The sequence below is a fragment of the Pseudomonas sp. FSL W7-0098 genome, from assembly GCF_005930585.1.
Taxonomy (GTDB): Bacteria; Pseudomonadota; Gammaproteobacteria; order Pseudomonadales; family Pseudomonadaceae; genus Aquipseudomonas; species Aquipseudomonas bubulae.
Genome location: NZ_RXHW01000008.1, coordinates 111737 through 124934, shown reverse-complemented (window position 1 = coordinate 124934; position 13198 = coordinate 111737). Strand labels below are relative to the sequence as shown.

Sequence of the window (13198 nt, the reverse complement as noted above, 5' to 3'; positions counted from 1 at the left end):
CGAGGGAAACCCTGATTGCCTCATCACTCCGTTGGTCGCAGCAGCACGCCGCTTTTACAAGCGCAGCTAAGCTCTCCTGTGGGGGAGATTCATTTCCTTAAATGAGGTGGACGGATGGCAGAGTTGCAACGCAGCGTAGCAACATCGCAAGTGTATGAGCGGCTGATTGATCGTTTGAGTGTGGCTCTTGATTCAGCAAAGACGGCTGTCCAATTACGTGATGAACGCCCAGTCGAGTTGGAATTGCGAGGCTTGAGTCATGCCGAGCTGGAGTTGATCAACCTCTATTTGAACCGGATCGGGCGTGAGGCAATTAAACGCTCGCAAGGCAGCGTGAACATGCAGGATGCCCCCAGGGCCAAGGTTATCTGGCTTAAAGACAGGGTGCAGGGAGCTTAGGCCATACGGCGATTCAAGCCCGGCCTTCAACAAAGCCGCATCAAGAAAGTTGTACCTCCGGGTTGATGCATTACACGTTTGTGTTTGGGTTTCTCACCTGCGTTGTTGATGCGCTCAATCAACCCCCTTAGGCTTCGGGCATCTTTGGAGATGCTCGATGCCTATTCGATACTTTTTAAAACAGCTTCTATTACCCCCTGGCATTTTTCTGTTGCTCCTGGCGCTTGCCTGGTGGCTACGGCGTTCGCGCCCGCGAGTGGCGGGTGTGTTGTTTGCCCTGGGGCTGGGCGGCTTCTGGCTGATGAGTTTGCCAATAATGGTGGAGTGGGGCGCCCGTGTGCTGGAGCGCGAACCACCGCTGGCGCAGAGCGAGTGGTCGACGCTGGCCGCGCGTGCCGATGCCATTGTGGTGTTGGGCTCGGGGCGTGAGCGGGGGGATCCGGCCTGGGGCAGCGATCAGCCCACCGGCATCGGTCTGGAGCGCCAGCGCTATGCCGCCCGACTGGCGAAGGCTTCGGGCTTGCCGGTGTTGACCACTGGCGGTTTGCACTACGGCTCGCCGCCCAGTGAGGCGCAGTTGATGGCGGATTCATTGCGTGATGATTTCGGCGTGCAAGTACGGTGGAAAGAAGAGCAAAGCCGCACAACGTGGGAAAACGCCAAAATGACCGCAGACATTCTGCTGCCGCTGGGGGTCAAGCGGGTGGTCGTGGTGACGCACGGCTGGCATATGTCGCGTTCGGTGTGGAGTTTTGAAAAGGCTGGTTTTGACGTGGTGCCTGCGCCGGTCGGTTTTTTCAGTGCCGACAATGCGCGGCCGCTGGGGGGCTGGATGCCTGAGTACAAAGCGTTCTGGCAGTCCGGGCTATTGATCAATGAAGCGGTAGGGCAGGTTGCCTATCCGTTGTTTTATCGCTGACCCATTAAGCAAAAGCCCCTCACCCTGGCCCTCTCCCGGAGGGAGAGGGGATTAAAGGCAAAAGCAGCTCTACGCAACACCACCTGTCAGCTCCCTCTCCCTCCGGGAGAGGGTTGGGGTGAGGGTAGAAGACGCAGAAGCACAAGGTTAGACCGTCTTGGCAATCCGGCTGGTGATCAGGGCCCAGCCAATCAGCAGGCTGCACAGGATGATCAGTGGCCATGAGCGCCATTGCAGGTAAGGCGTGAGGTTGTGCATGGGCACCACTTCGCCGTACATGATGCCTTGCTCGAACTGCGGAATTTGCGTGGTGATTTGCCCAAACGGGTTAATCAATGCCGTGACGCCATTGTTGGTGGCCCGAATCATCCAGCGCCCGGCTTCCAGGGCACGCATCTGCGCCATTTGCAGGTGTTGCAGCGGCCCAATCGAGGTGCCGAACCAGGTGTCATTGCTGATGGTCAGCAGGATATCGCTCTGGGCAGCAAGCCCGGCCACGAAGTCCGGATACACCACTTCATAGCAAATCAATGGCGCTATTTGATAACCCTTGGCCTGCAACATGGCCTGGTCCGCCGGGCCGCGGGCAAAGTCCGACATTGGCAGATCAAAAAATGCGATCAGGCCGCGCAGTACATCCTGCAGCGGCACATATTCGCCAAATGGCACCAGCTTCTGTTTCAGGTAAACACCATCGCCCTCGCCCACAGCGGTGATGCCGTTGAAGTAGCGCGGTTCATGTCGCACTTCCTGGCGGATCGGCACGCCGGTAATCAGCGCTGAGTTACGATCGGCGGCAAACCGGCCCATCATGCTCAAAAAGCCTTCAGCGTTCTCTTTGAGGACAGGGACAGCGGTTTCCGGCCAAACGATCAGGTCGACACGTTTGGAACTGAAGGTCATGTCACGGTAAAGGGCCAGCTGTGCATTGACCTGGGCCGGGTCCCATTTCATGCTTTGTTCGATATTGCCCTGGATCGCCGCCACGCTCAGCGGGTCACCTGAAGGGCTGGTCCAGGCGTGGTGCTTGAGGGCCTGGCCGACGGCCCAGGGGCCGATCAGCAAGACCACCCCTGCGGCGACAAAAGCCTTGCGTCTGGCCTTGATCAGGCGTGGCAAATTGCACAGCAGGGCAGCGGTCAGGGCCAGAGTGAAAGACACCAGCCACATGCCGCCCAACGGTGCGAGCCCGGCCAAAGGGCCGTCCAGCTGGCTGTAACCGGAGTACAGCCATGGGAAACCGGTGAGGAACCAGCCGCGGAACGCCTCTTGAGCAACCCATAGCGCAGCAAATGCCAGGGTATCGGCCAACGGCGCTTCATTGCGACGGATCCAGCGCGCCCACACCCAGGCGGGCAGGGCAAAGAACCAGGCGATGGCTGCCGTGAACAACAACATCAGGAAACCGGCCAGCAGCACCGAAGCGCCGCCGAAGTGGTGGATGCTGTAGTAGATCCAGCTGGTGCCCGCGCCAAACAGGCCAAAACCGAAACACCAGCCTCGGCCCAGCGCCTGTTTTGGTGACAGGTCGCGCAAGCCGAGATAGAACATGGCCAGGGCAACCAGTGCCAATGGCCAGATATCGAAGGGGGCCAACGCCAGGGTTGTCAGTGCGCCGGCCACCACGGCCAGCAGGTTACCGGGCCAGCCGGGGGAGGTTATCCAGCGCATTTCAATCCTTGGTATTGAGATTTAGCGGGCAATAGGCGTGAGACGAATCAGATGGATCCGGCGGCTGTCAGCATTGAGGATGCGGAAGCGGTAGGGGCCGATTTCAGTGGTTTCGTTGCGTTTGGGCAAGTGCCCGAATGCGCTCATGACCAGGCCGCCCACGGTGTCGAACTCGTCGTCGGAGAATTCGGTGTCGAAGAACTCGTTGAAGTTCTCGATCGGGGTCAGGGCCTTGATCAGGAAGTCACCGCTGGGCAACGGCTTGATATAGCTGTCTTCTTCGACGTCGTGCTCGTCTTCGATGTCGCCAACGATCTGCTCGAGAACGTCTTCAATCGTCACCAGACCCGCAACGCCGCCGTATTCGTCAATCACGATGGCCATGTGGTTGTGGTTGGCGCGGAACTCGCGCAACAACACGTTAAGGCGCTTGGACTCGGGGACAAATGTCGCCGGACGCAGCAAATCCTTGATGTTGTACTTGTCGCCGTTCTCTTGAAGGATCAGCGGCAGCAGGTCTTTGGCCAGGAGGACGCCAAGGACGTCGTCGTGGCTTTCGCCGATCACCGGGTAGCGCGAGTGCGCCGCGTCAATGATCGCCGGGAGAAATTCGCGGGGGGTCTGGGTTGCCTTGATGCTGATCATCTGCGAGCGAGGAACCATGATGTCCCGTACCTGCAGGTCAGCCACTTGAATGGCACCTTCGACGATGGCCAGCGCTTCACTGTCCAACAGTTTGTTCTGGTGTGCTTCGCGCAGCAGCTCAAGCAGCTCCTGGCGGTTTTTCGGCTCATGGGCAAAGGCCTGGGTCAGCTTACCTAACCATGACTTTTGCCCGTTGCTCGATCGGTCTTCGCTCATAGCGATTTACTCGTATCCCTTGGTAGTTTCAGTGGGTGTTATTCGGTTTCGTCGTCTGCATACGGGTCAGGATGACCCAGTTCTGCAAGCAACGTTCGTTCCAGTGCTTCCATTTCTTCGGCTTCTTCGTCTTCTATATGGTCGTAACCCAGAAGATGCAAGCAACCGTGTATCACCAGATGGGCCCAGTGGGCCTCAAGGCTTTTGCCTTGTTCGGCGGCTTCGCGCTCGACCACGGCCACGCAAATCACCAGATCGCCCAGTAGCGGGATATCGAGGAACTCATCAGGCACGTCTGCGGGGAAGGACAGCACATTGGTGGCGTAGTCTTTTTGGCGCCAGGTGTGGTTCAGTTCACGACCTTCGGGTTCGTCTACCAGACGAATGGTCATTTCCGAATCGGCGCTGCGCTGGCGCAAAGCCAGTTCACACCATTGGCGGAACTGGGCTTCGCTGGGGGCACTGGCGTCAGTCGCCAGTTGCAGGTCAAGCTCAAGCATCGTGGCGGTAATCCTTTGCAGCGGGCAGCGCGGCCAGCTTGTCGGCGGCTTCCTGTTCGTAGCGACCGTAGGCCTCGACGATGCGCTGCACCAGCGGGTGGCGCACGACGTCCTTGGACTGGAAGTGGGTAAAGCTGATGCCCGGCACGTCCTTGAGCACCTCAATGACATGGTTCAGCCCCGATTTCGTGCCTTTGGGCAGGTCGATCTGGGTGATGTCACCGGTGATCACGGCGGTCGAGCCGAAGCCGATGCGGGTCAGGAACATTTTCATCTGCTCGACCGTGGTGTTCTGGCTTTCGTCGAGAATGATGAAACTGTTGTTCAGCGTGCGGCCGCGCATGTAGGCCAGCGGCGCGACTTCGATCACCTGGCGCTCGATCAGCTTGGCCACGTATTCAAAACCAAGCATCTCGTACAGTGCGTCGTAGAGCGGGCGCAGGTACGGGTCTATTTTTTGCGACAGGTCACCCGGCAGGAAACCGAGCTTCTCACCGGCCTCAACCGCCGGGCGCACCAGCAGGATGCGGCGGATCTGCTCGCGTTCCAGGGCATCAACTGCGCAGGCCACAGCCAGATAGGTTTTACCCGTACCCGCCGGGCCAATGCCGAAGTTGATGTCGTTGCCCAGGATCTCTTTGACGTAACGCTGCTGGTTGATCCCGCGAGGGCGGATCATGCCCTTTTTGGTGCGCAGCGAAACACTGGCTTCAGCCACCGGGTTGCTGGCGAGGTCTTGTACCGCAGACTCTTGCAGGAACAGGTGAACCATGTCCGGCGAAAGCTCGGTGGCCTTGGTTTCGCGGTACAGGCGGCGCAGCAGGTTTTCTGCCGAAGAAGTGATTTTCGGGTCGCCGATCAGCTCGAACTGGTTACCGCGATTGCGGATTTCGATCGTCAGGCGTTGCTCGATCAAGCGCAGATGCTCGTCGAATTGCCCGCACAGATTGGCGAAACGGCGGGCCTCAAAGGGCTCGAGAAGGAAGCGATGTGGTTCGATGGGTGCGTTCAAGGTCGTATTTAGCCGCCCTTAGGCAATTGATATGAAATTAAGGATAACGCTAGCAGGTCAAGCGTGAAAGGACTTCACCAAATGTTTGATGTGGGAGCGGGTTTGCTCGCGATTGCACCACCGCACTCATCCAGTCGGACCGTGTTGCGTGCATCGCGAGCAAGCCCGCTCCCACAAGGGACGATGGCGTGTGGTCAGTTCAGCAGCGAGCCCCGCAACGAGTGCGGCTGGGCCGCATCAATATGCACATCGGCGAATTGCCCGATCAACTGCGGGTTGTCGCAGCGGAAGTTGACGATGCGGTTGTTCTCGGTCCGGCCCTGCAACTCGCCCGGGTCTTTTTTCGAGTAGTCGGTTACCAGGATCCGCTGGGTCGACCCTACCATCTGGCGGCTGATCTCGAAGCCCTGTTGGTTGAGACGATGTTGCAGCGCGTTCAGACGCTCTTTCTTGCGCTCTTCCGGGGTGTCGTCCGTCAGGTCTGCTGCCGGGGTGCCCGGGCGCTGGCTGTAGACAAAAGAGTAGGAAAAGTCGAAACCCACGTCTTCGATCAGCTTCATGGTCTGTTCAAAGTCTTTTTCGGTTTCGCCCGGGAAGCCGACAATAAAGTCGGAGCTGATGCAGATACCCGGTACGGCAGCGCGCAGTTTGCGCAGCTTGGATTTGTACTCCAGCGCCGTGTGATTGCGTTTCATCGCCGACAGAATGCGGTCGGAGCCCGATTGCACCGGCAGATGCAGGTGCTTGACCAGTTCCGGGACTTCGGCGTGGGCCTGGATCAGGCTGTCGGAAAACTCCAGCGGGTGGGAGGTGGTGTAGCGGATACGCTCGATACCGTCGATCGCCGCCACCACACGGATCAGCTCGGCAAGGTCGGCGAGGCGGCCACCTTCGGTCAGGCCGCGATAGCCGTTGACGTTCTGGCCAAGCAGGGTCACTTCACGCACGCCGTTTTCAGCCAGGTGGATCACCTCGGCCAATACATCATCGAAGGGCCGGCTGACTTCTTCGCCGCGGGTGTAAGGCACCACGCAGAACGTGCAGTACTTGCTGCAACCTTCCATGACCGACACGTAGGCGCTTGGGCCGTCGATGCGAGGCTCTGGCAGGTGATCGAATTTCTCGATTTCAGGGAATGACACATCAACTTGCGGCAGTTTGGTAATGCGCGCGGCGTCAATCATTTCCGGCAGGCGGTGCAGGGTTTGCGGGCCGAATACCACGTCCACATACGGGGCGCGATCGCGGATCGCCGCGCCTTCCTGGCTGGCCACGCAACCGCCCACGGCAATGACCATCTCGGGGTTGGCCAGTTTCAGTTCGCGCCAGCGACCCAGTTGGGAGTACACGCGGTCCTGGGCACGTTCACGGATTGAACAGGTATTCAGCAGGATGACATCAGCGTCTTCGGCGCGCGCTGTGACTTCCAGGGCCTGATGTTCACCCAGCAGGTCGACCATGCGCGAGCTGTCGTACTCATTCATCTGGCAACCGTGGGTTTCGATGTAAAGCTTCTTGGCCATGGGTGTTCATCAAGTGGTTCAAAGAACCGCACATTATAGGGGTCATAGCCGTTGCTTCCTAGCGTTGTGCGTCTGATGGCTATGCTATAGTTCGCGCCCTCTTTTTTACCTTCAGATGCTTACCCGCCCACCATGACCAAACGTGAAGCTCCAATCTACAAGGTGATTTTCCTCAACCATGGCCAGGTGTTCGAAATGTACGCCAAGCAGATCTATCAAAGTGATCTGTGGGGGTTTCTGGAAGTAGAGGAATTCGTCTTCGGTGAGCGCACACAAATGGTTGTCGACCCCAGCGAAGAAAAGCTCAAGGCTCAGTTTGAAGGTGTGGTGCGCAGCTTTGTGCCGATGCACTCGATTGTCCGTATCGATGAGGTTGAGCGGCTGGGCACGCCTAAAATCAGTGAAGCCCGTGGTGTCAGCAATGTGATGCCGTTTCCGTTTCCGATGCCGGACAAGTAAGGGCTTTCCCTTCCCGCGCTCGCAATCCCTTCATGGCGACAGCAAGTCCCCTTGTCGATACGCTTGCGCCCCGGCGACATGGGCAATGGTCATTCCCGCAGTCGCCATGCGCCGCAATGAGCGGACATAGAGCAAGCCTTCGCGTTGACAGACCACTGGAGTAATACAGTCCGTGATGGGGTCAATGATGTCTGCCACCACAGCCCCCGCCTGCAGGTAGTCACCCGCTTGCGCATAAAACACCAGCAAACCCCCCGTGGGGCTGTTCAACGGCTCGACGCCCGCTAGCGGGGTCGGCGGGTTGAGCAATGCCGGAAGTGCTTTTGGCTGCCCTTCGACTGCACCCGCATGGATCAAGTAGTCGATCAGCGCCTGGCTATCGTCACGCGCCAGTTCGTGGGTCACATCCGCCACCCCTCGCAGCTCAACGGTCACGGCAAAGCTGCAGCACGCCAGGGGGAAACGTGGCGCAAAGCGCGCTTGCATCTGCGCCCAGAACAGGGTGAACCATTCATCGAAGGACTGCCCGCCCGACTCGGTGGCCATAAAGCAGGCTCGGGCCCCCAGGTAACGGGCCAGGGGCTCTACCTGCGGCCAGAAGGCCGGGGCCAGGTACAGGTGCTGCACGGCTTCGAAGTCGCAGTGCAGGTCCAGGACCATATCGGCATCGCACGCCAGGGTCTGCAGGGTCTGACGCAGGGCCTGCACGTGGGTCAGCGGCTGCGTGGCGACCAGGACACGGCGCAAGGCCGAGCGGATCAGTTGCGTATTGTGCTCTGGATCCTGGGTCAACTGGCCCTCGACACTATCGCCCACCTCCTGACTGACATCCACAAAGAAGCGGTTGAAATTCTGTCGGCTTTCGTTATCAAAACGCCCCTGGGGCACGTCCATCAGCACCTGCTCCAGCCCCGCCGGGTTGGCCACGGGCACCAGCACTATGTGCTTGCGCAACAGGCCGGCCTGCTCGAGTTCCAGCATGCGCTGCTTGAGATGCCAGATCACCAGCATGCCCGGCAGCTCGTCCGCGTGCAGCGACGCCTGGATATAGATTTTCCCGTGCTCTGGCGCTGGTCCGTAATGAAAACTATGGATTTGCCGACAGGTGCCCGGTACGGCGGCCAGCACATCATGACGTTGGTGGTGCATGGGGGTTCTCCTATCGGCGCGGGCCGAGAAATGCCAGCCAGCGCCGCTCGGCCAGGCGAAACAGGCCCACCAGGGCAAAGGTGGCGATAAGGTACAGCCCGGCAGCGATGACAAACGAAGGGAAGGTCTGAAGGGTGGCCGCGTTGGCATCCCGGGCGACTTTGAGAATGTCAGGGACCGTGGCGGTGAAGGCCAGGGTGGTGGAGTGCAGCAACAGGATCACTTCGTTGCTGTAAACCGGCAAGGCGCGGCGCAGTGCCTGGGGCATGACGACGCGACGGTAGAGCTTCCAGCCATTGAAGCCATACGCCCGGGCAGCTTGTACCTCCCCCCGGGCGATTGAACGGATCGCACCGGCGAAGATTTCCGTGGTGTAGGCGCACGTATTGAGGGTGAAGGCCAGCAGGGTGCAGTTGATGGCATCGCGAAAAAATGCGCCCAGCAACGGCTGCGACTGAACGGCGGCAAGGCTGTAGATGCCCGAGTAGCAGATCAACAGCTGGATATACAGCGGCGTGCCGCGAAACAGGTAAGTAAAGCCATGCACCGGCCAGCGCACCCAGCGGTTTTCAGAAACCCGGGCAATGGCCAGCGGGATCGAGAGTACAAAACCCATGCCGATGGAAGCAGTGGTCAGCCACAAGGTCATGGCCAGACCGCTGATCTGCTGGCCATCGCTATACAAAAAAGGCTGCCAATACGACAGCAATACTTCGATCATCGCGCACCCCGCTCGAACCCCACGGCGAAGCGCCGCTCAAGCCTGTGCAATACGCTGTTGGAGGCAACGGCTATCAGCAGGTAGATCACTGCCGCCAGCACCAGGAAGTTAAACAGTTGAAAACTGCTTTTTCCCGCGTCGCTGGCTGCCTTTACCAGCTCGGCCAGGCCGATGATCGACACCAGCGAGGTTGCCTTGAGCAGCACCAGCCAGTTGTTGCCCAACCCCGGCAGCGCAAAGCGCATCATCTGCGGGAACAGCACACGACAAAAACACTGCATCGGGCTCAGGCCGTAGGCCCTGGCAGCCTCAATCTGCCCAAAGGGCACTGCGAGAATGGCGCCGCGCAAGGTTTCAGTGAAGTAAGCACCGTAGATAAAGCCCAGGGTCATCACCCCGGCAGTGAAGGCATCTATCTCTATATAGGCCCAGCCCAGCCTGTCCGTGAGTTGGCCGAGCCAGGTTTGCAGGCCGTAGAAGATCAGCAGCATCAGCACAAGGTCGGGCACGCCGCGGATCAGGGTGGTGTAAAGCCGGGCCATCCATCGCGCCGCACGGCTTGTGGATAACTTGGCTCCTGCGCCCAGCAGCCCCAGAAACAGGCTCAGCAGCAGTGATATCAGCGCCAGCTTGATCGTCATCCAGGTGCCCAGTGCCAGCAATGGCGCGTAAACCTGAAGGCCGCTCATTTATTGCTGTACAGAACAAGATCCCCGAAATACTGCTTTTGCAGCCGTGCGTAGGTGCCATCGGCATGCAGTTGGGCGAGGCCTTTATCGAGCATAGCCTTGAGTGCTTGATTGCCCTTGAGGATGCCAATGGCGCTGGTGCCCGGCATCAGGTCGCTTTCAATCGCCTTGCCGGCCTCAAAGGCAGCACCCTGGGGAGAGCGCAAAAAGCCCAGCTCGGCTTGAACCAGATCCTGGAGGGCCGCGTCCAGTCGCCCGACTTGCAGATCAGCGTAGGCCCGATCCTGATCCGGGTATGCCACGAGTTTCGCCCCGGCCTTGGCCAGCACCGCCTTGGCATAGACCTCCTGGGTGCTGCCCTGCAGGTAGCCGATGGCTTTGCCTTTTACCGCCTGCAGGCTGGCATCCAGGCCAGCGCCTTTTTTGAACACCAGCGCATTGGGCGTGGTCATCACCTCGGACGAGAAATCAATGACCCTTTGCCGCGCCGCCGTCACGGCCATAGTGGCCAGAATGCCGTCGATCTTGCGAGGATTGAGGCTGGGGATCATGCCGTCAAAATCGATTTCGACCCACTTGCAGCTTGCCTGCACGCGCTCGCACAGGGCGTTGCCCAGGTCAATTTCAAAGCCCACCAGTGAGCCGTCGGCACTTTTCGAGGCAAAGGGCGGGTAGGTCGGGTCGGTGCCAAAACGTATGACTTGGTAATCCTTGGCCAGCGCCGGGGCAATGACTACGACACAAGCCAGCACGGCCACCACCAGCAGTGCCAGCATCCACAGTATCTTTTTCATGGGTTGATTCCTTATTGTTGTTGTAATAACCGCCCGTCGGGTCGCTATTGCCCGTCGGGCGACAGGTTGACCACTCAAGAAAGAATTCAAGGCGCCGGCCAGTCTTCCAGCGCCACCAACTCCCGGCGCATGCGAAGCAACCCGGGGGGGGCGTCGAACTCCCGGGCAAAGCGATGCCCGGAGTACACCGCGGCAGCAATTGTGCCCGGAGCCAGGCAATCACCGATCTGGATCACCTGCTGCACACCCCGGGGCTCCGCCTGCAGGGCGTCGAACAGACCCTGCTCAGGCTCGCGGGAGGTCACCAGCAGCACCCCTGCGGCAGGAATGAAACGCGGGCGCCCGGTGTAGGTGCACGCTGCCTGTACACCGTACGGCGTGAGGCTGCACAGCGTATGGGAGGTGATGATGGTGACATCCAGTTCCAGCAAGCGGCGCTGGATCCGGTGCTGTTCAAGGGTATTGTGGGTCCAGGGGGCAACATCTGCGGCCGGGGTGACATACAGCACCTCGACTCCCCGGGCAATCAGGCTCTCGGCCAGTACGCTGCCCATGTAGTAGTGGTCATCGTCGAACACCACCACGGGCGAAGGCAGCACAGCGCCTGCCATCACATCATCCGGCGTGAATACGGGCAGGTTTTCCAGCCCAGGGAGAGGGTGGCGCAACACACGGCCCAGGCCATCGTTGCGCCAACGCGAACCGGTGGCGACAAACACGTGGCTGGCTTCAATGTCGAGAACGTCCTGCACTTCAAGGCGGCTTTCACGGTAGATCTCGACATTGCCCAGACGGCTCAAGGCATCCACCCTGTAATCGACCACCCGCGACCAGCTCGCCAGCCCCGGTAGCCGGGACTCGCTGGCCACGCGTCCGCCCAGGGTGCGAGTGGCTTCAGCCAGCATCACTTCCAGGCCGCGAGCGCCGAGTACCCGGGCACACTCAAGACCGGCAGGGCCTGCGCCGATTACCAGCGCTCGCCCCTCGGCACGCCGGACCGGAACCTGCTCCGGATGCCAGCCGCGTCGCCATTCCTCGCCCATAGTCGGATTTTGTGTGCAGCGCATTGGCGTGCTGGTGTGATCGCCGCTGACGCAAACATTGCAGCCGATGCACTCGCGAATTTCGTCGGTGCGCCCCTGATCGATTTTGTTGGGCAGGAAAGGATCGGCTATAGAAGGGCGGGCCGCGCCGATCAGGTCCAACACCCCGCGGCGCACCAGCGAGGCCATGGTATCGGGCGAGGTGAAACGCCCTACACCCACCACCGGCTTGCTGGTCAAGGCCTTGAGCCCGGTGAGGAATGCCTCCTGATAACCCTCTGGGGCAAACCGCGAGGTCACACTGTCATTGGCCCAGTCGGCAACATTGATATCCCAAAGGTCCGGCAGCTCGGCCAGCATGGAAAACACTTCGACGCCTTCGCTGTCCCGGGTCAGGCCGGCGCTGCCCTGCTGCTCGTCAACGGCCAGGCGCACGGCAACGGCGCAGCGGTCACCGACGGCATCCCGGGTGTCTTCTATCAACTCGCGCAGCAGGCGCACACGATTGAACAGCGCTCCGCCATATTCATCCGTGCGGCGATTGTTGCGTTGCGTCAGAAAGTGGAACGGCAAGCCCAGATCATGGCCAGCGTATACATAAATGATGTCAAACCCTGCATCACGGGCACGCAAGGCCGCAGCCCTGTGCAGCTCGCGCAGTTGCTTGATGTCGGCGCGGCTCATGGCGCGGGCCTGCACCGGGTCGTAGCCGCGCACGGGGGTATTGGAGGGGGCCCAGGGGATTTCGCGGCTGGTGCGATTGGGCGCGGAATAGCCATTGAAGGCCAGTTCCACACCCGCCAGGCTACCGTGCCGGTGAACCGCGTCACACATGCGAGCCAGCGCCGGTATGTCGCGCTTGTCCCACAGGCGTGCTTCGATATAAGGCGAGAATTCGCTCAAGGGGCTGATTTCGCACTCTTCCGTGCAGACAACACCCCACCCGCCCTCGGCCTTTATTGCGCGCATACGTGCCATAGCCGAAGGATGTACATGCCCCATGCCATTACAGTGCGGTACCTGGTAAAAACGATTGCGCGTACGCACGGGCCCTATCTGGACCGGCTCAAACAAAATGTCATATCTCGGATCACGCACAGGTATTCCCCCGTGCCCAAATAGATCGACGCATTTGATACAAAAACAAAGAACAGCGCGTCAATCAAATGAACACACTATTGCCACGTTTAAAGAGTGAACTGCGTGATGACACGCCAATAGCTACTGCGCAGCGCAAGACCGTGGGCAGCGAGAGGAAATCATGAGTTGTTTCTTGTAACGGGTCAAACCCGTTAAATCGAGGGTCGCGGCCTATCATCATATTCTGTTCAAGGCTCTGAAACAGGGCTTTGAACAATGATGGGCATAATAATCATGGGTGAAAACAACGTAATCAAGTTAACTTAAGCTTAAGTAAGGTTGATCTTTATTTGGCGTAAGAATAATTACCTAGATATA

Annotated in this window: 13 protein-coding genes; 3 read left to right on the top strand and 10 right to left on the bottom strand. The window is 59.4% G+C overall.

Going from position 1 to position 13198, the window contains the following annotated elements; all coding sequences use genetic code 11:
- Positions 1-114 precede the first annotated feature (114 nt).
- Together FHL07_RS16190 and FHL07_RS16185 are read left to right on the top strand one after the other, a co-directional pair.
- Positions 115-399, top strand: a complete 285-nt coding sequence (locus FHL07_RS16190; protein WP_094999426.1) for a hypothetical protein — start codon at positions 115-117, stop codon at positions 397-399.
- A 157-nt stretch (positions 400-556) separates the two neighbouring features.
- On the top strand, positions 557-1318 hold the full coding sequence (locus tag FHL07_RS16185; protein ID WP_095019046.1) for a YdcF family protein: 762 nt from the start codon (positions 557-559) through the stop codon (positions 1316-1318).
- A 147-nt stretch (positions 1319-1465) separates the two neighbouring features.
- Here FHL07_RS16185 and lnt read toward each other — a convergent pair whose 3' ends face one another.
- From lnt to miaB, 5 genes are all read right to left on the bottom strand, one after another.
- The gene (lnt, locus tag FHL07_RS16180; RefSeq protein ID WP_138738697.1) at positions 1466-2989 is read right to left on the bottom strand and encodes an apolipoprotein N-acyltransferase; all 1524 of its coding nucleotides are present in this window, start codon (positions 2987-2989) and stop codon (positions 1466-1468) included.
- A gap of 21 nt (positions 2990-3010) precedes the next feature.
- Complete coding sequence (locus tag FHL07_RS16175; RefSeq protein WP_016779277.1) at positions 3011-3850, bottom strand: HlyC/CorC family transporter; 840 nt, start codon at positions 3848-3850, stop codon at positions 3011-3013.
- A gap of 38 nt (positions 3851-3888) precedes the next feature.
- On the bottom strand, positions 3889-4350 hold the full coding sequence (gene ybeY, locus FHL07_RS16170) for an rRNA maturation RNase YbeY (protein ID WP_016779278.1): 462 nt from the start codon (positions 4348-4350) through the stop codon (positions 3889-3891).
- Positions 4343-5362 (bottom strand): PhoH family protein, encoded by a 1020-nt coding sequence (locus FHL07_RS16165; RefSeq protein ID WP_094999423.1) that lies wholly within the window; start codon positions 5360-5362, stop codon positions 4343-4345. The genes ybeY and FHL07_RS16165 overlap by 8 nt, the downstream gene beginning before the upstream one ends.
- A 194-nt stretch (positions 5363-5556) precedes the next feature.
- A complete protein-coding gene (miaB, locus tag FHL07_RS16160) occupies positions 5557-6885 on the bottom strand; it encodes a tRNA (N6-isopentenyl adenosine(37)-C2)-methylthiotransferase MiaB (protein ID WP_095003832.1) in 1329 nt (442 codons plus the stop codon).
- Positions 6886-7017: 132 nt separating this feature from the next.
- Between miaB and FHL07_RS16155 the strand changes: the two genes are divergently transcribed.
- Positions 7018-7344 (top strand): DUF1820 family protein, encoded by a 327-nt coding sequence (locus FHL07_RS16155; RefSeq protein ID WP_138738696.1) that lies wholly within the window; start codon positions 7018-7020, stop codon positions 7342-7344.
- A gap of 30 nt (positions 7345-7374) precedes the next feature.
- On the opposite strand, the gene FHL07_RS16150 is transcribed toward FHL07_RS16155, so the two are convergent.
- The 5 genes from FHL07_RS16150 to FHL07_RS16130 all read right to left on the bottom strand — a co-directional run bounded on the left by FHL07_RS16150 (position 7375) and on the right by FHL07_RS16130 (position 12838).
- Positions 7375-8493, bottom strand: coding sequence for a succinylglutamate desuccinylase/aspartoacylase family protein (locus FHL07_RS16150; RefSeq protein ID WP_095039137.1), 1119 nt, complete (start codon positions 8491-8493; stop codon positions 7375-7377).
- Between the two features lie 10 nt (positions 8494-8503).
- Complete coding sequence (locus FHL07_RS16145; RefSeq protein ID WP_094999420.1) at positions 8504-9214, bottom strand: ABC transporter permease; 711 nt, start codon at positions 9212-9214, stop codon at positions 8504-8506.
- Positions 9211-9903 (bottom strand): ABC transporter permease, encoded by a 693-nt coding sequence (locus tag FHL07_RS16140; protein ID WP_095019043.1) that lies wholly within the window; start codon positions 9901-9903, stop codon positions 9211-9213. Before FHL07_RS16140 ends, FHL07_RS16145 begins: the two co-directional genes overlap by 4 nt.
- Complete coding sequence (locus FHL07_RS16135) at positions 9900-10697, bottom strand: transporter substrate-binding domain-containing protein (RefSeq protein ID WP_138738695.1); 798 nt, start codon at positions 10695-10697, stop codon at positions 9900-9902. The genes FHL07_RS16140 and FHL07_RS16135 overlap by 4 nt, the downstream gene beginning before the upstream one ends.
- Before the next feature lie 86 nt (positions 10698-10783).
- Entirely contained in the window at positions 10784-12838 is a 2055-nt protein-coding gene (locus tag FHL07_RS16130; protein ID WP_138738694.1) for an oxidoreductase, read from the bottom strand.
- Between the last annotated feature and the right edge of the window lie 360 nt (positions 12839-13198).